This window comes from Enterococcus gallinarum, assembly GCF_021496385.1.
Lineage (GTDB): Bacteria > Bacillota > Bacilli > Lactobacillales > Enterococcaceae > Enterococcus_D > Enterococcus_D gallinarum.
On sequence record NZ_CP050816.1, the window covers coordinates 1810566 to 1830463 of the forward strand.

The window sequence follows — 19898 nt, forward strand, 5'->3', positions numbered from 1 at the left end:
AGCTTCTCAGTCGGCTCTATATTGAAAAATATGGGACACGTGGGAGGTTCTACCGTTATAACCACATCAAGGAGGAAACAAAATGGCTAAAAAAAGCAAAAAAATGCAAGAAGCATTGAAAAAAGTTGACGCTGCAAAAGCTTATTCAGTTGAAGAAGCAGTAGCTTTGGCAAAAGAAACAAATATTGCAAAATTCGACGCAACGGTTGAAGTTGCTTACAAACTAAATGTCGATCCTAAAAAAGCGGACCAACAAATCCGTGGTGCGGTCGTACTACCAAACGGTACTGGTAAAACACAAACAGTGTTAGTTTTTGCGAAAGGTGAAAAAGCCAAAGAAGCAGAAGCAGCTGGTGCTGATTTCGTTGGAGACGACGACATGGTTCAAAAAATCCAAGGCGGATGGTTCGATTTTGATGTTGTTGTTGCAACACCAGATATGATGGCAACTGTCGGTAAACTTGGTCGTGTTTTAGGTCCTAAAGGTTTAATGCCAAACCCTAAAACTGGTACAGTTACAATGGACGTAACAAAAGCTGTTAACGAAGTAAAAGCTGGTAAAGTGACTTACCGTGTTGACAAAGCTGGTAACGTTCATGTACCAATCGGTAAAGTTTCATTTGAAGATGACAAATTAGTTGAAAACTTCAAAACAATCCACGAAACTTTAGTAAAAGCTAAACCATCTGCAGCGAAAGGTCAATACATGAAAAACATTTCTGTAACGACAACTTTCGGACCTGGTATCCATGTAGATCAAGCTTCTTTCTAATTTGAATAAAAAACAAAACTTTTGTTGACTTGACTGCCTTATCTATGGTAAGGTAGTCAAGGTTAAAAGTTTAACTGTACCGAAGACAGTAGGTGACGTCAGTCTTAATTTCCTACCGAGGACGTTTATTGAGAAACTTCAATAGTCCCTCTATGTCTACGGTGGCATAGAGTTTTTTTGTTTTTATCTCTTGATAAAGACAAATGAAGACAGAAATGTTTTCTTGAAACTCTTCCATCAAAATCAGGAGGTGAAATTTAAAATGAGTGAAGCAGCTATCGCTAAAAAAGCCGCAATTGTGGATGAAGTGAGTGAAAAATTCAAAGCAGCCGCATCTGTAGTAGTCGTTGACTACCGTGGATTGACTGTTGACGAAGTAACTCGTCTACGTAAACAATTACGCGACGCAAACGTTGAAATGAAAGTTATCAAAAATTCTATCCTTTCACGTGCTGCTGAACAAGCTGGTCTAGAAGGTCTTGGTGAAGTATTCACTGGCCCAACTGCTGTAGCGTTCAGTAACGAAGACGTTGTCGCACCTGCAAAAATCATGAACGATTTTGCTAAAGAGGCTAAAGCATTAGAAATCAAAGGCGGTATCATCGAAGGCAAAGTTTCTTCTTTGGAAGAAATCACAGCATTGGCAAAATTGCCAAACCGCGAAGGACTTCTTTCAATGTTGCTATCTGTGCTACAAGCACCTATCCGCAACGTGGCTTACGCTGTCAAAGCAGTGGCCGAAAAAGAAGAAGATGCAGCTTAATTGCCGCATAATCACACTATAAACTAAACTATCTAATTAAATGGAGGAAAACAAAATGGCATTGAACATTGAAAACATTGTCGAAGAGCTAAAAGGCGCGACAATCTTAGAATTAAACGACTTAATTAAAGCTATCGAAGAAGAATTTGGCGTATCTGCTGCTGCTCCTGTAGCTGTAGCTGGTGGAGCTGGCGACGCTGGTGCTGCTGAAGAACAAACTGAATTCACTGTAGAATTGACTGCAGCTGGCGACCAAAAAGTTAAAGTTATCAAAGCAGTTCGTGAAGCAACTGGTTTAGGCTTGAAAGAAGCTAAAGCTGTAGTTGACGGAGCTCCTTCAGCAGTTAAAGAAGGCATCTCTAAAGACGAAGCTGAAGCATTGAAAGCTGCTTTAGAAGAAGTTGGCGCTTCAGTAACAGTTAAATAATCATTTTTGATTTTTTTGAGCTAGAATTCCTTTTAAGTAAGGGTTCTAGCTCTTTTTTTGTTTTTTGACCATCCTTTTGACCATATATTTAGAAACGAAGGTAGCATGCAAATTTTTCTGCAAAGAGCTCTTTTGTTAGATGAGCATAGATGTTTATCGTTGTCTGAATATCAGAGTGTCCGAGACGTGATCTCACTTTTTGCATTGATAAGGCAGTTTCAAAGAGTAAATAACAGTGTGGATGACGAAATCCGTGACCAATTGCTTTTAACCCCTTTTCTTCCAAAGCTTTTTTTGAATGCTATTGGAACTCAGTGGGGTTGGGTAGCTTTTTGCTACAAAAATAATTTCTTGAGTCTAAATGAGTTTTATTAGAGTATATCCATTGAGAAACCACATTGATTGGGGAATATTTTTGCCGACTAGATTTTAGTAATTTTGAGTTTCTTTTTGATTGAAGACTAAAAAAAATGTTGGTAAAAATCAACCTCGATTTTACACCAGCACAAAATATGATCCGACCTAATCTTTTTGATTTGGCTCTTTAAAGATGATTTGTTTCGATATACTTATCCAAGAGAAAGTTTTCCACGCTGACGATGTCAATGCAAATCAAATCATCTATATTTATTGTTTTTTTGTTCGTCTTTGTGATGCTTTCGTAATCTATTATAGAAAGTACTAGTTTTTTTGAATCTAAAAGATTGATTTTTCCGGTAAAGACGCTCTCGTCATTAGAATGTATCACAGTTACGCTTTTTTTGAGAACTAAATTATTTGTGAGTAAGTCATCGATAGTTTTTATTTTTTCTAAATTAATTATAGAACCAAGATCATAGTTATCAAATGATTTGTTGATTTTATTATAACTTACAAAAAATTCGTACATTCTAATGTAGGCTGAGTCGTCAATAATTTTTACTAAATACTTTTTACTTCTAATCTGAATACTGTCCAGTGTTCCAGTTTCACTGATAGACATAAATAAGATAAATGAACCAAGATCTTGCAAAATGTATCCGAGTGAGAAGGATTCACTTCCATAGTCATCTATATCTTTTGAGTATAATTCCAAGAGTTGGCTGCTATAAGAATAATCTGTTTCTATCATTGTTTATCCTCTTTTCTTCATTTTGTAATTTGCTTTTCATTTTTTCGTGCGGGCCGAGATTTCGTGTGTTCTTTGAAGAGCTTGTAGTTTTAAGCCCAACGTAATTCAAATGAACAAACTGATGGTATTTTTCGATCACATATTCATTGCTGTACCCATGAAAATTAGTAGCAGTGTAGGAGTAGAAAGAAGAAGATTTAGTGCTAATAGCCAACCTGAAAAGTGACGTTCAATATTTTTAATAAAACAATAAAGTGGTATGGTGAGAGAAATTAAAATGATGGCTATTATGATTCCCAAATACATTGGCTCTGTCTCTAAGGGGAAAAATTTGGAAATAGTATTCGAAAATTGATAAATAAAATCAAACCCAGGTATTTCAGGATCGACTATTCCTTTTTTTAAAATGAAAAATCCTGTGACTTGCATTAAAGATAAATAGAGTCCTATTCCATAAGTGATTAATAGCATAGGATAGAACCAGTGGTAATGTGTCTCTGAATTTGCCATAGAAAAAACCTCCTTTAATATATATTCGAGAATATAGGAGTAACGAATGTTTTGAAATCTAATAAGCTAATAAAACTCTTTCGTTTTTGTAAGTATCAGTTAGTATTTATCCATTGGGCTCATTTTGTTTGCACTTGATGATAGTTGTTTATTCCTAAAAGGAGGGGGGACCTTCTTAGTCAAGTATAGGAAATGAAAATAGTTTACCTATGAGCCAAGTTCTGACTTTATTTTGGCAGTATAAAAAATGCCGACGTTCTAATTTGAGTCTACGTTCTCTTTCATCAAGTTCCGCTTCTTCTTTCTGTCTTTGCTAAGCGTCTTTTATTTTTAGAAATATAAATCATGGCAAAAATAATTCCTGTTATCACAAGAAAAATCATTAGATAGGGAAGAACTGAGAGGATTAAACTTCCGAAGATCAAAAAGAATAACAACCCGATGCATCTGCACCCTCAGCCGCCACCACGACTTTCTTTAACAATATGGAGCTTTGACATTTAGTAATTACTTTGTTATTTTTATTTCATTGTATCAGATAAGTTTAATAGATAACATTTATTTTTGGCCGTTTGGAAAGATATTTTTGAGAATATCTTTTTAGTTCTGACGGCTAAGGCTATCTGAATTAGAGGAACAGTTGCAAAAAAAACAAGCCTAAGACTAGCGCTGAGCGCCACTGACTTAGGCTTGTTTATTTTTTGCGAAATTGCTGAACAAGAAAAATGAAGATAAAAAAGAATAATGCTTCCCATAAAGTAGTTGTCCAACTAAAGGTACGACTGATCCCAAAAAAAAGATTCCCAATATTGGATACGACCAAATAGATGACCGTAGCAATCAATGAAAAAATTAAGCGTTTTGCCATCATAATTCCCCCTTGCCTTTGATTGTAACAATTGACTGACGAGAGAGCAATTATTTTAAGAAAAGGCTCCTGTCAAAACGAAAAAAAAATGCGCCATTCTTTAATTGTTTTGGGTGCTTTCAGGCGTGAGAGCAAAGAGGGGAGCTCTATAAATTTTTTTGATTCTCCCAATCAGTTCATTGATTAATCAAGAGGAACATCAAAAATCCAGCCAGCTGGAGCCTTGCGCTCACCAAATTGGATACCCGTCAATTCATCGTATAGCGCACGAGTTTTAGGACCGACCTCCGTTTCACTGTAAAACACATGGAAAGACTCTCCATTTTGGATTCCGCCAATAGGTGAAATAACCGCAGCGGTTCCACAAGCGCCTGCTTCAACAAAGCGATCCAGTTGATCCACATACACATCTCCTTCGACAGGTATTAATCCTAAAGCATGTTCTGCAAGATAAAGGAGAGAATATTTGGTGATACTTGGCAAAATTGATGGCGATTTTGGTGTCACGAATTCATTTTCGGCCGTGATCCCAAAGAAGTTAGCGGACCCCACTTCCTCAATTTTTGTATGTGTTTCAGGGTCTAAATAAATGCAATCTGAAAAATTCCGTTCATGGGCTTCGTATCCTGGTAATAAGCTGGCAGCATAATTTCCGCCTACTTTTGCAGCGCCGGTACCATTTGGTGCTGCACGATCATAATCTGAAACAATAAAGTTCGTTGGGGCCAGCTCGCCTTTGAAATATGATCCGACCGGCATGCAAAAAATAATAAACAAGTATTCTGGCGCAGGTGCAACGCCGATATTCTCGCCTACACCAATCAATAGCGGCCGTAAATATAGAGTAGCCCCGGTACCGTAAGGCGGTACAAATTCTTGGTTTGCTTTGACCACTTGATTGACCGCATCGAGGAACATCTCTTCGGGAACGAACGGCATACGCAAGCGACGAGCGCTTCGATTCAATCGTTTACTATTCTCATCTGGACGAAACAAGTTGATCCCGCCATCTGGTCGTCGATACGCCTTCAAGCCTTCAAAGCATTGCTGACCGTAATGCAATGCTGGAGAACCTTCATGAATATGCAGAATATTATCTTCAGTCAATGCTCCTTGTTCCCAAGAGCCATTTTTCCATTTTGCGACAAAGCGCCAAGGGGTTTTAATATACGAAAACCCTAAATTTTCCCAATCGATTTGCATAGAGTCACTTCCTTTTTTAATTTTTCCTAGTATAGCATGGAACGCCCATCAAGTCATTATTTTCTGAAAATTCATCGCAATGATTTTCATTTCTAACATCATGATGAAAGCTTATTACTAGAGGCTTTATATTCACAGATTTTTTTTTCAAGCCTATCTGGAGCTCTGCAGTTGTTGATAAAAAGGGGGAAGGATTTTGGCAGAACGTCGAGCACTTTAGATTGTATTTACGGAACAGATATGCTTCAATAAGGGTAGAAAAAAATCGATTAGGAGGACTTTCGGTGATCAAAGAAGCGGTTTCTGAAATCCAAGGTGTCCTGGATGCTTATCAGCGACTGGCACCAATCATGATCCATACACCTGCCGCACCAAGCAATATTCTTAGCGCAGAAAAGGCAGGAGAAATTTATCTGAAACTAGAGAATCTGCAGCGTACAGGATCCTTTAAGGCGCGAGGGGCCTACAACAAATTAGCAACATTGACAGAGGAAGAGAAAAAAAGAGGGGTAATTGCTTGTTCAGCAGGTAATCATGCGCAAGGTGTTGCACTAGCAGGCGCCCTGCTAGGGATACATGTACGGATCTTTATGCCGCTTCAAGCAGCGAAGACAAAAATAGAAGCAACGAGAAATTATGGCGCTGAAGTAATCTTAGCAGGAGAGACATTCGACGATACAAAACAAATTACTTTGGAAGCGATGTCACGTAGCGGTGAGGTCTTTGTCTCCCCCTTTGATGATCGAGCGGTAATGGAAGGGCAAGGAACGATTGGGTTAGAGATTTTACAAGATTTGCCTAATGTGGATAATGTCATCGTACCGATCGGTGGAGGCGGCTTGATCGCAGGCATTGCGTTAGCAATCAAACAATTACGCTCGGAAACTAATATTATTGGTGTTCAATCTTATCAAGTGCATGGGATGATTTCCTCTATATGGCGACAAGAACTGATAGCCAATCGCAGCAGTAAGACATTGGCAGATGGGTGCGATGTGGCTTTGGCTGGAGAATTGACTTATGAAACGTTGCGCTCGCGCATAGATGAAACCGTTTTAGTTGAAGAGAAAGATATCGAAACTGCTATCCATTATTTGGCTTTAAAAGAAAAAGTGATTGCTGAAGGGGCAGGTGCTCTGAGTACGGCTGCTATCCTAAGCGGACAAATCGATCATTTGCTGAAAGGCAAACGAACAGTCGCAATCGTTTCAGGCGGGAATATCGATTTCTCTGTTTTTAAAGAAATCATTTAAAAAAAGATGATCTCAGACCAACTAGTCATCTGAAGATCATCTTTTTTAGTCCGTTTTCGATCCAGTTTTCAGAGGAGAAGAAACGTTTACTAAAAACTGCGACCGCCGCCGCCAAATGTTCCGCCGCCGGAAGAATGAGTAGTGGTGCCACCGCCAAAACCGCCGCCGCCATTATTTTTAGGTGGACGTGGGATTCGGCGAGTCGTTACGAAGGAGTTGACCAGACGATCTTCTTTTTGAGTCAATTTGATGCTGGATTTTTCTTGGTAAGGGTATTTGTATCCACCCATTTTTAATTGGTATCTTGATTTGACAATGATGAAAAAAGCAATACTGATCACTGCAGCTACCAATAAGCTAATGCCGATTTCTAAAGGGGTCAGCACTTTATAATAAGTGATCTTGCCTGTCTCACGATCCACATGATAGTGACCGCCGGGAACCCCCGCTTCTACATAGCTGGCTGCATTCTCCAAGTAGACCCGGGCGGCTTGATAGTAATTACCCGCCGTCATCTGATCATAAATATTATCCAACATATCATCAAGACGAGCGTCGTTGATATAATCGAGCATATTTCCTGAGGTGGACACATGAAGATTACGGTTGCCCATATCGATCATCAATGCTGAGCCATTCTGATCATTCCCGATACGATCCGCGAGAAAACGGTCGGTGGTGTATTCAATATCATCAATGCCGTTATTTGTCGTTGCGATAAAGACTTCACCTTTGATTTTCTCATTCAACTGATCGGCTTGTTCGCTTAAACTCTGGATTTCAGAGGGAGTAAAAAGCCCAGCGTCGTCGGAAACAGTGTTTTCTGCTGCCACGCCAGTGACCGTTGTCAGCAGAAATCCGGCAACCATTAGGAAAAAACAGGAAAATTTTCTCATAAGAAATATCCTCCAATCATCCCTAGAATCGCAATCACAGCAAAAATCGCTGCACTCGTAAATCCTAAGCGTTTGTAACTGATGGGCAAGACACCGCTGACTTTACCGGTTTGGCCATTCATCGCATAATAAAAGACGTTCTTATTTGGATCATCTGCCCGATAGGTGACAAGCCAGACCGGCAGCAGTACGTAATGATTGGTCTCTTTCGTGATCTCAATGTCCCGCTGGGTCCGATTGAAGCTAGTGTACCCATTAACGGTACTGCTTAGGAGGTTTTCAGCATAACCGGAAAGTTCCTGTTGTACTTCATTCTTAAGTGCTTGATACTCAATGTCGCGTTTTTCTGCTTGAAATCCTGCCAGATACTGGCTGCGAAAGTCAACGGCCTTATCCAATGGGAAAGGCTGGACCCCGGTAACCATTTTTTGTTGGACATTCTTGGATAAAGCGTTTTTGATCAGTTCATTGATACGCATTTTTCCGCGTCTGGAAACAGCAAATTGTTTGTGTTCTGTATATTCGATCTCGCCGACACGCCAAATTCTTAAAGAAGTTCCAGTTCCAGATAGTTGGCCATCTAGTTCGGCATCGATCCTCCAGTAAGGGAAATAAACACCGGTCAATTTTTCAACTTGCGCTTGATCGAAGAAGTCTCTTGGTACGAACCATTTTTTTTGTGCCCATTCCAGAAATTTAGCGGTTGCTTCTTCTTTTTCGATTGCAAAAGGTAAAACTTTGTTAGGTAAGAATTCTCCAGAAAGACGGCCGGAAAGGACGACTGGATTGTGGCAGAAATAACAGTAAGTAGCTGCTGTCGTAGCATCAGTGACGATCTCTGCGCCGCAGTTAGGACAAAGGAACAAGTCCATTTGGGCCGCCTTTTCTTCGGTTTTTTCTGTGATAGCTTCTTTTAGCGCCGGTTCCGTATCATCAGTGATCGGCTGATTTTCCGGCGCAGTCCCATCTGCAAGTTGGGCTTCTTTTTGTTTTTGTTCAAAGGCTGTTACTTCTGCTTCTGTAAAAATACTCAAACAGAAGGGGCAGTGGAATTTTTGATCACCAGGATCAAAGGTTAGCGCACCGCCGCAGTTGGGGCATTTATGCGTAATGACATCCATTTAAGTTCCTCCTTCATTTAGTCTAAAGGAACTCCCTTAAATGGCTTGCCGCAGTTGGGACAGAATTTCGGGATTCCATTTGCTAAATCAATTATTTCACTACATTCTGAACATTTCATTTGTAAACTTGGGGTTCCTGTAGGTTTTGCTGTACCGCAATTGCTGCAGAACTTACCCGTATTGCTTGTTCCACACTGAGGGCAGTCCCAACTATCGCCATTGTTTTGTTTCTGCTGATTTTCTTGGTTTTGCTGGATTTGTTGCTGATTGTTTTGAGCTGCTTGATTCAAGTAACCGCCAGTTGTGTTCATCCCCATGCCCATACCAACAAATCCGGTTGTTGCACCGGCAGCATTACTACCTGCGGATTCCATCCCACGTGCGATCGAACCTTGAACATACCCTTCACGAACATTTGGGTCACCCAACATGGCACCTTGATTACGCATGTTGATCAGTTTCACTGAATCATCCGTATAAGAGATGCTTGCAACAGCGACTGAAACGATTTCCATTCCTCGCAGTTCGCGCCAACTGTCGTCTAAAACCTCACCCATGTATTTGCTTAATTCCATACTTTTTGATGGAACATAGGAGATGCGCTCGCCATCCGCTGACATTTTGTTGATGGCTGTCTGTAAAGCAGTCAGAAACTCTGCTAAATATTGTTCGTTAATGTCATTGATGTCAACTTGTGTTTTATTTTTTGGAATCGCGTTGGTGTAGAATAAGATCGGATCAGTAATTCGCAATGAGTAATTTCCATGGGCTCTTAGGAATAATTCTGCATTATAAAAGTTGTCAAAATAATTTAATGGAGAAGAAGTCCCGAAGCGGATTCCTTTGATTTCCTGCAAATTGATATAGAAAACTTGTTGTTTTTGAGGTGTTACGCCACCAAATTTGAAGCGATTAAACGTTTCAGAGATGGCATCCTTTAAGGAACCGTTGAACATGGAAGGAGCCAAGTCATTTTTGACGGTATAGTAGCCTTCCTCTGCTGTATAATCAATGATTTTTCCACCATCGACCAGCAGCATCATCATATTAGGGTAGACGTGGATTACAGATCCATCTGTTATGACATCCTCCGTTCCTTTTCGGTTCGAACCGCGTTTGTCATTGCGCCGTACCTTCACACCTTTAGTCATCACTGTCGTGTCGCCCATATTGTCAGGTTCGAAGACCTCTAGCCATTGGTCGGCAAGACCTCCGCCAATCGTGCTTGTTGCAGCTTTGATAATACCCATTTTCAGTCCTCCTTACAAATTTTCATCATCCAATGGATGAATGTACATTCATTATACCATAGCTCCGTATTTTCTATGTATTAGACCAAAGTTGTAGAAGTGTAGGCAAAAGTTGAATAAAAAATCGTCTATAAAACAATACTTTTTTCAAAGTATCGTTCTCTAGGATGTGCGGATTTTTATTAAAAGATTGCTCCCTTAAAAAATCATTTCTTTTTCAGCAGATAGGCAACTCAAGGTAGTTTTTTTTGTAAATATTACGTATAATAGATAATAGCGAATTTTGAAAAGAGTGAGGAAAAATATGGCCTATCAAGCATTGTACCGTGTATGGCGATCCCAACGGTTCGAGGATGTCGTTGGACAAAAAGCAATTACGCAAACCTTGAAAAATGCGATCGAGCAAAATCAAATTTCGCATGCTTATTTATTTACCGGTCCTCGGGGAACAGGAAAAACGAGTGCTGCCAAAATCTTTGCAAAAGCAATCAATTGTCCAAACCAAGTCAATGGAGAGCCCTGCAATGAATGCGAGATGTGCCGTTCGATCACAGCTGGTACGCAAGAAGACGTTATCGAAATAGACGCAGCCAGCAACAATGGGGTCGAAGAGATCCGCTTTATCCGAGACCGTGCAAATTATGCACCAACACAAGCTGAATATAAAGTATATATCGTGGATGAAGTTCATATGTTGTCGACCGGCGCCTTCAACGCGTTACTGAAGACGTTAGAAGAACCACGAAAAAATGTAGTGTTTATTTTGGCGACGACAGAGCCGCACAAGATTCCTGCAACGATCATTTCTCGAACGCAACGATTTGATTTTAAGCGAATCAATACGCAAGATATCGTTGATCATCTAAAGACAGTTTTAGACGGCAGTCAAATTGCCTATGAAGAAGAAGCCTTGCAAGTGATCGCACGAGCCGCAGAAGGTGGGATGCGGGATGCGTTAAGCATTGCTGACCAAGCTATTGCCTTTAGTGATGGCAAAGTCACGACTCAAGACGCATTAGAAGTAACCGGCAGTTTGTCTTATGAGATGATGGACCGTTTGATGCAATTTTGCGAAGACCAAGCAGTACCAGATGCATTAGAGACATTGCGCCAGCTGCTGTCTTCGGGCAAAGAAGCACGGCGGTTGTTGGAGAACTTGCTGGTCTATTGTCGTGACTTGCTCTTATATCAGCAGGCACCACAATTATTAGAAGAAAAATCACTGCAGATCACACCAGGCTTCAAAGCTTTAGCTCAGGCAGCTACTGCAGATCAAATCTACCATTGGATCACTGTTTTGAATGAGACGCAAAACGAGGTGCGATTTACCAATAATCCGACCATTTATTTGGAAGTAGCAGTTGTTAAACTAGCAAATCAGAGGAGATTGCCAGCTTCAGGAGAAGTTTCGGTGTCGAATCAAGAAGTTCAGCAGCTTCGTCAAGAAATTCAGAAGCTGCAGTCAGAAGTACGAAAACTACAAGAAAACCCATCGGCGGCCAGCAGTGAACCGGTCAATCCACCTGCCAAGAAGACCAAAAATAGCAGCACTTTCCGAGTGCCGAAAGAACGGGTCTTTCAAGTCTTGAAAGAAGCCACAAAAAAAGATCTCGCAAATGTGCGGAACATTTGGGATGATCTGTTGATGTCATTGTCGGTGACACAACGAGCAATGCTCCACGCGAGCGAAGCAAAAGCAGCCAGTGCATCTGGTGTAGTGATTGCCTTTGATTATGAGATTGTCTGTCAACGGGCAGCTAATGACCAAGACTTGCAGCTGACATTGCATAATCAAATTTCACGAATGATTTCTGATTATGCACCGCAAGCCGTGTTTATCACGAAAGAAAGCTGGCCAATCTTACGACAAGAATTTATTGCTGGCGGACAAACCTTCAATACAGGCGAATTAGATGAAGGGGAAGCTGAACCAGAACCAACTACGGAAGAACCTGAAAATGAAGTCGTCGTTACCAAAGCCCAAGAGCTTTTTGGTGAATTGGCGAGCATCGAAGAAAATTGAGAGAATTGGAGTGAAGAACAATGATGCGAGGCATGGGAAATATGCAAGGCATGATGAAGCAAGTACAAAAAATGCAAAAAGAGATGGTAAAAGAACAAGAAGCCCTAAACAGTAAAGAATTTATCGGCGAGTCAACAAATGGCTATGTGAAGGCAACTTTTACAGGTGATAAAAAATTACGCGATCTTTCGATCGATCAAGCAATCGTCGATCCGGAAGATGTCGACATGTTACAAGATATGCTGATCTTGGCAGTAAATGATGGATTAACTAAAATTGAAAAAGAAACCGAACGGACTATGGGTAAATACACTAAAGGAATCCCCGGTTTATAAAAGGAGAAATGTGGCGTGCAGTATCCAGAACCGATCGCACGATTAATCGACAGCTACATGAAGCTGCCAGGTATCGGACAAAAAACAGCAACTAGATTGGCTTTTTATACGATCGATATGAAAGATGAAGTCGTCAATGAGTTTGCTAAATCACTGTTGAGCGTCAAACGTGATCTGCATTTTTGCAGTATTTGCGGAAACATTACAGAAGGAGATCCCTGTGAGATCTGCAGTGACCCTTCACGAGATAAAGGCACGATCTTAGTAGTAGAAGAACCAAAGGATGTCATGGCGTTAGAAAAAGTTCGTGAGTACCATGGACTCTATCATGTTTTGCATGGTGTTCTGTCTCCAATGGAAGGGACTGGACCAGAAGATATCAATATTGCTCCTTTGATTCAGCGCCTGCATGATGACCAAGTGAAAGAAGTGATCATTGCTACGAACGCCACGACAGAAGGCGAAGCTACCGCGATCTATCTTTCCCGACTGATCAAACCAGCGGGGATCAAAGTGACGCGGTTGGCTCACGGCTTATCTGTCGGCAGCGATATTGAATATGCGGACGAAGTGACATTGCTTAAAGCAGTGGAAGGAAGACGTGAATTATAAGAAATTGGAGGCAACAAGGGTGAGTGGACTGTTCATAACCATTGAAGGACCAGATGGCGCTGGCAAAACCAGTGTTTTAGAAGAACTATATCCTCGTTTGCAGCTAGAAGCCAAACGAGACATTGTTAAAACGAGAGAACCAGGCGGTGTAAAAATCGCAGAAAAAATTCGGCGGATCATACTGGATCCCAAAAATTCTGAGATGGATGAACGGACTGAAGCATTGCTGTATGCTGCTGCAAGACGCCAACATTTGATCCAAGTGATTTTACCAGCATTGAATGAAGGCAAAATCGTGATCTGTGATCGATTTGTAGACAGTTCTTTAGCTTATCAAGGGGCAGGGCGCCGGATCGGTATTCCTGAGATTGCACGTATCAATGAATTTGCCACCGAAGGCACGGAGCCTGACTTCACCTTGTATTTGGATGTCGATTCGGATACAGGTTTAAGAAGGATTCAAGAGCATCGGGCTCATCAGTTGGATCGCTTGGACGCGGAAGGATTAGAATTTCACCAACGAGTTCGTCATGCTTATTTGAAGCTGGCAGAAGAAAATCCTGTACGCATCCATAAGGTTGATGCTAGAATGGGATTACAAGATGTCGTTGAGACAAGTTTTTCAGCAATCGTTGAAGCATATCCTTCCTACTTCAAAACAATGTGATCGCTGACGACAATAATAAGGAGATGATCTCATGAAATTGATTATGGCAATCGTGCAAGACAAAGACAGCAACCGATTAGCAAATGAATTCATCGATGCCAACATTCGCGCTACGAAACTTTCATCTACCGGCGGATTCTTAAAAGCCGGCAACAGTACATTTATTATTGGTCTTGAGGATGAGCGGGTCCAAGACGCATTGGAACTGATCAAGAAAACCTGTCAGTCTAGAAAACAATATGTTTCCACACCAATGTCGTTAGACATCTCACTTGATGGGCAAGTACCTTATCCAGTGGAAGTAGAAGTTGGCGGTGCAACGGTTTTTGTTCTACCAGTCGATGGCTTCCATCAATACTAAAAAGGAGCAGACCATGGAGGAACTTTTTTTACAAGAATATCAACCTCTGGTTTTTGCCCAACTGAAGAAAAGTGTCGAGCATGGGCGGATTGCCCATGCTTATCTTTTTGAAGGCGATGCAGGAACGGGCAAACATGAGATGAGTTTGTGGCTGGCGAAACGTCTCTTTTGTACGAATGTTCAATCAGATGAACCTTGCGGATCTTGCAGTAATTGTTTGCGGATCGCTCAAGGGGAGCACCCGGACGTACTCATGGTGGAACCAGATGGACAGACGATCAAAGTAGATCAAATTCGTCAATTGCAAGAAGAATTTTCTAAGAGCGGCTTCGAAAGTCGCTTGAAAATCTTTCTTCTTTCGCAATCAGAAAAAATGAATACAAGTGCAGCAAATAGTTTACTGAAATTTTTGGAAGAACCTGTAGGGAATTTCTTAGCGATTTTAGAAACGGAAAGTGTTGGACGGATCTTGCCGACGATCCAGTCCCGTTGTCAAATCATTCATTTTTCACCATTGGCGAAAGACAAATTGCAGACAAAGCTGCAAAAAGAAGGACTTTCTCAAGAGAGTAGCCGTCTTTTGAGTTACTTGACAAATAGTTATCATAAAGCAGTTGAAATCTCCCAAGAGGAATGGTTTAATGAAACTAAGGATGCTGTTGCACAATGGGTGAAGTATCTCTTGAAGAAAGATCCGCAAGCGTTTATTTTCGTTCAAAAAAAGCTGCTCGCTTTAGCAAAAGAAAAAGAACAGCAGAGAGTTATTTTTTCGATTCTGTTATTTTATTTGCAGGAAGAACGAGACCAGTTATTGGCACAAGGCTTATGGGGAAAAGAGATCAATCTTGCCATCGAAGCTGCCTTGCAAGCCCAAAAGAAACTGCAAGCGAATGTAGCTTTTCAAGGCGTTGCTGAACAATTTTCAGTGAAGATCATCTATGGCATAACAGTACCCTAAAGGGGGAGCAATGTTATGATAGAAGTAGTCGGTGTACGCTTTCGCGCTGCGGGACAAATCTATTTTTATGCGCCTGAGAAGCGAGATTACACGTCGGGGGAACGAGTGATCGTTGAATCACAAGAAGCAAAGTTTATGGCGACCGTCGCGATTCCTAAGCAGTTGATCGATTCGCAAGATTTGCCTTATGACATAAAGCCAATCATTAGACAGGCCACGCCTAAAGATATCGAGAAAGAAAAGAAAAATCGTCAAGATGCTGAAGAAGCGCTGATCATTGGCAAGCAGAAGATTCGAGCGCACAATTTACCTATGAAACTTGTTAGGGCAGAATATACATTTGAGCGGTCAAAGATGCTGTATTATTTTACAGCGGATGGTCGAGTTGATTTCCGCGAACTAGTCAAAGATTTGGCGAGTCATTTTCATACAAGGATCGAGTTGCGACAAATCGGTGTACGAGATGAAGCAAAGGCGATCGGCGGAATTGGTCCATGCGGCCGCAAGCTCTGCTGTTCGACGTTCTTAGGCGATTTTATCCCTGTCTCGATCAAGATGGCCAAAGATCAAGGGCTGTCTTTGAATCCGACGAAAATTTCCGGGTTGTGTGGTCGTTTGATGTGCTGTTTGAAGTATGAGAATGATGAATATGAACAAGCAAAACGAGAATTACCGGATCGCGGCAAAGAAGTTGAGACTCCGGATGGAAAAGGAAAAGTAGTCGGTCTGGATTTATTGCAGCGCATTATCAAAGTCCGCTTGTACGATCGACAAACGCCCATAGACTATGAATATGAAGAACTAGTGACAAAATAAGTAGGTGACCATAATGAGCATGGACAAGCGATCGATTTATGATGGATTGAATCAGTTAGAAAATGAACTGCAAAATTCGTTGAATAACTTAGCAGAAATGAAACAGTCTTTGCAAGAAATCGTTGAAAAAAATACGACGCTAGAATTAGAAAATCAACGTTTACGGGAACATATCCGTGAATTGAATCAAGTGGCCGAAGCGCCCGCAGAATCGGTCAAACAAGAATTGTCCAAATCGCGAATGAATTTGGAAAAGATATACGAAGAAGGATTCCATGTTTGTTATGACTTATATGGATCTAGAAGAGAACATGATGAACCGTGTGCTTTTTGTCTTGAAGTGATCTATCGAGAAAGCGGACGATAATAGGAAATGACCAGCGCAGGTTGCTGGTCTTTTTTTGAAAGTAGGGAAAGTATGCAGAAACAACAAAGCTATAAACAATCGAATGGAACGCTTTATTTAGTGCCGACACCAATCGGAAATTTGGAAGACATGACCGTTCGTTGTGTCAAAATTTTAGGGGAAGCCGATTTGATTGCCAGCGAAGATACTAGGAATACCCAAAAATTGTTGAACCATTTTGAAATAACGACACCGCAACGAAGTTTGCATGAACACAATTTCAAGGAACGTGTGCCGCAACTCATCGATCAATTGCTAGCTGGAAAAATAATTGCACAATGTAGTGACGCAGGGATGCCATCGATCAGTGACCCTGGTCATGAATTAGTCAAAGCGTGCATTGCAGCTGATATTCCAGTGATTGCCTTGCCTGGTCCTACAGCAGGATTGACTGCTTTGATCGCTTCTGGTTTGTCTCCGCAGCCCAATCTTTTTTATGGCTTCTTACCTCGAAAAAAGAAAGAGCAAAAAGAAGCATTGGCTGAGCTGGCGAACCAGCCGGCTACGATGATCTTTTATGAATCACCTTACCGCTTGGCAGCGACGATCGAAAATATGATTACTGTTTTTGGTGCAGAACGTTCTGCAGTCATCTGTCGAGAGTTGACAAAAATCCACGAGGAATACTTGCGAGGTTCTTTAAAGGAACTGTTGGACTATCTAGGGGAAAATACAGTCAAAGGAGAGTGCTGCCTTTTGGTTGAGGGATCGACGGACTCTGTCGAAATCGTTTATGACGGAAGCCTTAAAGAGCAAGTAACAGCTCTGATGGAGACCGGGATGTCTTCTAAGGAGGCTATCAAGGAAGTGGCGAAACGCAATCAAGTAAAAAAACAAACGGTCTATCATGCCTATCACTTAGACGCTTAACCGATGCCTGTGCATCGGTTTTTTTGAATAATGAGTTTCATTTTTAGTGGCATGGATGATTGAGTGAAACCGTCACAAAAGGACATGATATACTAGTTTAAAAAGGAGAAAAAGATGAACATACGAGACATGCAAAAAGCGATCTATCAAAACAAAATCGATCATCAATTTAATGTCACCAATATTGAAAAGGAATTTTTGTCATTATATGGTGAAGTGGCTGAAGCTTTTGATGCTTATCGCAAAAAACAAAATGTGGGGGAAGAATTGGCAGATGTAGCCATCTACCTTCTCGGTTTAGCGGAGATCTTATCGATTGATCTAGACGGAGAGATTCAGAAAAAAATGAAAATCAACCAAGCCCGCCGCTATACCAGTTATGGCAATGGGTATGCAAAACGAATCGATGAATGATGGTTCGTCATTCGATTGAACTGACAATGAATTGTTAAAGGAAGTGGGAAACGAAATGACAACCAACTTAAGCATGCGTGAGCTAACAGAAAAAGATTTAAAGGAAGCTGTTGAAATGTATATTGCAGTCTTTTCAGCGGAGCCATGGAATGATCAACTGACCGTTCCTCAAATTACAGAATATGTGTCATCCATGATGGCGATGAATACTTATATTGGCTATTTTCTAACGGACTCATTGACCAATGAAAAGATAGGGTACTCGTTAGGCTTTATTAAGCCGTGGTACCAAGGAAAAGAATATGTCATCGATACCTTTTTAATTGCTGGCAAGCATCAAGGGAAAGGTTTCGGCTCTGCTTTTTTAGAAATGATCAAAGAAGAGTTGGTCAAAAAAGGCATTCCCACGATACTATTAGATACAGAAGAAAAGATGCCAGCTGCCGATTTTTATAAAAAGAATGGCTTTAAGCCTTTGACGGATAATGTGACTTTTTATGCGTCGTTTTGATCGCCATTACCCAAGAAAGCCATCAGTCAAATTGCGAATGTTAGATTTCATAACATATAAAGTGAGCTTTTTTCAGAATAATTGCAAAAATTTAAAAAAACACTAGCGATCTCCTGAATATGATGGTAGGATATCTAACATAAAAGGGAGTGATTGGAATGGGAACAGGCAATAGTGGGTTTATTTTGGTTTGCAGTGGGATGGTTTTTTTAATGACTCCTGCGCTAGCTTTTTTTTATGGTGGATTGGAAAGGCGAAAAAATATCTTGAATACAATGATGATGGTGATTTGCACCATGGGACTAGCTTCAGTTCTGTGGGTGGCGGCTGGGTATTCGCTTTCTTTCAGTGGTACCGGTGCCTTTATCGGCAACATCGATAAGTTATTTTTCCAGCAAGTTTCCATGACGGACGGAGAAGGGATTCCTGAAGGATTGTTTGCGGCTTTTCAAATGATGTTTGCACTAATCACAACAGCGATCATTACCGGATCAGTCGTAGGACGAATGCGTTTTTCAGCTGTTTTCTTATTTATTGGCTGCTGGCTGTTTTTGGTTTACTTTCCGATGGCCCATATGGTTTGGGGTGGCGGCTTCTTAGATGCTATCGGTTCGATTGATTTTGCAGGAGGCAACGTTGTCCATATTAGTTCAGGAATCAGCGGTCTCGTGCTAGCATTAGTCGTGGGTAAGAGACGCGAGTTTCATCAAACGGAGTATCGTCCCCATAATATTCCATTTGTCGTATTAGGTGCAGGGTTGCTATGGTTTGGCTGGTTTGGCTTCAATGCTGGATCAGCATTAGCTGCTGACGGGATCGCCATTCAAGCGTTGTTAACGACCAATACGGCAGCCGCAGCTGCGATGCTCTCCTGGATGTTGATTGAAAAAGTTCTATTAGGGAAGCCAACCATTGTCGGAGCTTGTACCGGAGCTGTCGTGGGTCTGGTAGCAATTACTCCTGGCGCAGGTTTTGTTTCCCTTTGGTCATCCTTTGTGATCGGTGCATTAGTGAGTCCGTTTTGTTATTACTTTATTTCGGTCATCAAGCATCGCTTAGGTCTGGATGACGCTTTGGATGCTTTTGGTTGTCATGGGATTGGCGGAATCTTTGGTGGAATCATGACGGGGATTTTCGCTGATCCTGCTGTCAATCATCAAACTGGGTTGCTCTATGGTGGAACAGAATTGTTCATTGCGCAGATCATTAGTATCGTATTTACGATTCTTTTTGCCGGGGGCATATCCTTTCTATTGATCCATGTGATCAAACGCGTGCTACCGATTCGGGTCACAGAACAAGAAGAAGCTATTGGAATGGATCGCAGTGAACATGATGAAACAGCTTATCCAACGTTCATGGGGCTGGATTCATAGATGGAGGAATGCAGATGAAAAAAGTAGAAGCGATTATTCGACAAGAAAAATTAGAAGAATTAAAGGCAGCTCTTGATCAAATAGATATGGCTGGAATGACGGTGAGTCAAGTATTGGGCTGTGGTAATCAAAAAGGGGTCAAAGAATTTGTTCGGGGACAAGCAGTGATTACGACACTTTTGCCTAAAGTAAAGGCGAGTTTTGTTGTTGCAGATGAAGAGGTTGAAGCAATCATTGAACTGATTTTGTCTATCTGCCATACAGGTGAAGTAGGTGATGGTAAAATTTTTATTTACCCAATCGAAGAAGCAGTACGAATCCGAACCAATGAACGAGGCCCATCGGCGCTGTAAGTCTAGACGTTTTTAACGAAGC

The 19898-nt window shown here is 41.2% G+C and carries 25 protein-coding genes and 1 other annotated feature; of the genes, 17 read left to right on the forward strand and 8 right to left on the reverse strand.

The features are described 5' to 3' along the window. Positions 1-82: 82 nt before the first annotated feature. From rplA to rplL, 3 genes are all read left to right on the forward strand, one after another. Entirely contained in the window at positions 83-772 is a 690-nt protein-coding gene (gene rplA / locus HED61_RS08915) for a 50S ribosomal protein L1 (protein ID WP_003127078.1), read from the forward strand. A 61-nt stretch (positions 773-833) separates the two neighbouring features. Then, positions 834-960, forward strand: a sequence feature (ribosomal protein L10 leader region). A gap of 74 nt (positions 961-1034) precedes the next feature. Beyond that, complete coding sequence (gene rplJ / locus HED61_RS08920; protein ID WP_003127079.1) at positions 1035-1535, forward strand: 50S ribosomal protein L10; 501 nt, start codon at positions 1035-1037, stop codon at positions 1533-1535. Between the two features lie 55 nt (positions 1536-1590). Continuing rightward, positions 1591-1962, forward strand: a complete 372-nt coding sequence (gene rplL, locus HED61_RS08925; RefSeq protein ID WP_003127081.1) for a 50S ribosomal protein L7/L12 — start codon at positions 1591-1593, stop codon at positions 1960-1962. Positions 1963-2050: 88 nt separating this feature from the next. On the opposite strand, the gene HED61_RS08930 is transcribed toward rplL, so the two are convergent. The 5 genes from HED61_RS08930 to HED61_RS08950 form a co-directional block, all read right to left on the reverse strand. Next, positions 2051-2248, reverse strand: coding sequence for a tyrosine-type recombinase/integrase (locus HED61_RS08930; protein ID WP_113849869.1), 198 nt, complete (start codon positions 2246-2248; stop codon positions 2051-2053). Between the two features lie 258 nt (positions 2249-2506). Beyond that, a complete protein-coding gene (locus HED61_RS08935) occupies positions 2507-3073 on the reverse strand; it encodes a hypothetical protein (protein ID WP_195957663.1) in 567 nt (188 codons plus the stop codon). A gap of 135 nt (positions 3074-3208) precedes the next feature. Continuing rightward, complete coding sequence (locus tag HED61_RS08940; RefSeq protein WP_103300013.1) at positions 3209-3583, reverse strand: hypothetical protein; 375 nt, start codon at positions 3581-3583, stop codon at positions 3209-3211. A 694-nt stretch (positions 3584-4277) separates the two neighbouring features. Continuing rightward, the gene (locus tag HED61_RS08945) at positions 4278-4451 is read right to left on the reverse strand and encodes a hypothetical protein (RefSeq protein WP_005472376.1); all 174 of its coding nucleotides are present in this window, start codon (positions 4449-4451) and stop codon (positions 4278-4280) included. A gap of 183 nt (positions 4452-4634) precedes the next feature. Further along, entirely contained in the window at positions 4635-5654 is a 1020-nt protein-coding gene (locus tag HED61_RS08950) for a branched-chain amino acid aminotransferase (protein ID WP_195957664.1), read from the reverse strand. 284 nt (positions 5655-5938) lie between these two features. Here HED61_RS08950 and HED61_RS08955 point away from each other — a divergent pair, with 284 nt between their 5' ends. Next, positions 5939-6907 carry a pyridoxal-phosphate dependent enzyme gene (locus tag HED61_RS08955; protein ID WP_003127084.1) on the forward strand — a complete coding sequence of 323 codons (969 nt, stop codon included), beginning with the start codon at positions 5939-5941 and terminating at the stop codon, positions 6905-6907. 89 nt (positions 6908-6996) lie between these two features. On the opposite strand, the gene HED61_RS08960 is transcribed toward HED61_RS08955, so the two are convergent. From HED61_RS08960 to HED61_RS08970, 3 genes are read right to left on the reverse strand one after another with little or no spacing between them, the layout of a single operon-like run. After that, positions 6997-7803 (reverse strand): TPM domain-containing protein, encoded by an 807-nt coding sequence (locus HED61_RS08960; protein WP_156247319.1) that lies wholly within the window; start codon positions 7801-7803, stop codon positions 6997-6999. Next, on the reverse strand, positions 7800-8924 hold the full coding sequence (locus HED61_RS08965) for a TFIIB-type zinc ribbon-containing protein (protein ID WP_219645258.1): 1125 nt from the start codon (positions 8922-8924) through the stop codon (positions 7800-7802). The genes HED61_RS08960 and HED61_RS08965 overlap by 4 nt, the downstream gene beginning before the upstream one ends. 17 nt (positions 8925-8941) lie before the next feature. Beyond that, entirely contained in the window at positions 8942-10174 is a 1233-nt protein-coding gene (locus HED61_RS08970) for an SPFH domain-containing protein (RefSeq protein WP_005472382.1), read from the reverse strand. Positions 10175-10478: 304 nt separating this feature from the next. Here HED61_RS08970 and dnaX point away from each other — a divergent pair, with 304 nt between their 5' ends. From dnaX to HED61_RS09035, 13 genes are all read left to right on the forward strand, one after another. Further along, entirely contained in the window at positions 10479-12197 is a 1719-nt protein-coding gene (gene dnaX / locus HED61_RS08975; RefSeq protein WP_103300017.1) for a DNA polymerase III subunit gamma/tau, read from the forward strand. Positions 12198-12217: 20 nt separating this feature from the next. Next, positions 12218-12532 (forward strand): YbaB/EbfC family nucleoid-associated protein, encoded by a 315-nt coding sequence (locus tag HED61_RS08980; RefSeq protein WP_003127089.1) that lies wholly within the window; start codon positions 12218-12220, stop codon positions 12530-12532. A 15-nt stretch (positions 12533-12547) separates the two neighbouring features. Next, positions 12548-13144, forward strand: coding sequence for a recombination mediator RecR (recR, locus tag HED61_RS08985; RefSeq protein ID WP_003127090.1), 597 nt, complete (start codon positions 12548-12550; stop codon positions 13142-13144). A 19-nt stretch (positions 13145-13163) separates the two neighbouring features. Further along, entirely contained in the window at positions 13164-13811 is a 648-nt protein-coding gene (gene tmk / locus HED61_RS08990) for a dTMP kinase (RefSeq protein WP_003127091.1), read from the forward strand. Positions 13812-13842: 31 nt separating this feature from the next. Continuing rightward, positions 13843-14172, forward strand: coding sequence for a cyclic-di-AMP receptor (locus HED61_RS08995; RefSeq protein ID WP_003127092.1), 330 nt, complete (start codon positions 13843-13845; stop codon positions 14170-14172). A 13-nt stretch (positions 14173-14185) separates the two neighbouring features. Further along, entirely contained in the window at positions 14186-15130 is a 945-nt protein-coding gene (gene holB / locus HED61_RS09000; protein ID WP_219645257.1) for a DNA polymerase III subunit delta', read from the forward strand. A 15-nt stretch (positions 15131-15145) separates the two neighbouring features. Beyond that, positions 15146-15946 (forward strand): PSP1 domain-containing protein, encoded by an 801-nt coding sequence (locus HED61_RS09005; protein WP_003127095.1) that lies wholly within the window; start codon positions 15146-15148, stop codon positions 15944-15946. 19 nt (positions 15947-15965) lie between these two features. Next, the gene (locus HED61_RS09010; protein ID WP_003127096.1) at positions 15966-16313 is read left to right on the forward strand and encodes a DNA replication initiation control protein YabA; all 348 of its coding nucleotides are present in this window, start codon (positions 15966-15968) and stop codon (positions 16311-16313) included. A 51-nt stretch (positions 16314-16364) separates the two neighbouring features. Continuing rightward, the gene (rsmI, locus tag HED61_RS09015; protein ID WP_003127097.1) at positions 16365-17222 is read left to right on the forward strand and encodes a 16S rRNA (cytidine(1402)-2'-O)-methyltransferase; all 858 of its coding nucleotides are present in this window, start codon (positions 16365-16367) and stop codon (positions 17220-17222) included. 114 nt (positions 17223-17336) lie between these two features. Next, positions 17337-17636, forward strand: coding sequence for a MazG-like family protein (locus HED61_RS09020; RefSeq protein ID WP_003127098.1), 300 nt, complete (start codon positions 17337-17339; stop codon positions 17634-17636). Positions 17637-17691: 55 nt separating this feature from the next. After that, positions 17692-18147, forward strand: a complete 456-nt coding sequence (locus HED61_RS09025) for a GNAT family N-acetyltransferase (RefSeq protein ID WP_103300021.1) — start codon at positions 17692-17694, stop codon at positions 18145-18147. 158 nt (positions 18148-18305) lie between these two features. Next, a complete protein-coding gene (locus HED61_RS09030) occupies positions 18306-19523 on the forward strand; it encodes an ammonium transporter (protein ID WP_113849861.1) in 1218 nt (405 codons plus the stop codon). Between the two features lie 14 nt (positions 19524-19537). Next, positions 19538-19876, forward strand: a complete 339-nt coding sequence (locus HED61_RS09035; protein WP_103300023.1) for a P-II family nitrogen regulator — start codon at positions 19538-19540, stop codon at positions 19874-19876. Positions 19877-19898: the final 22 nt, after the last annotated feature.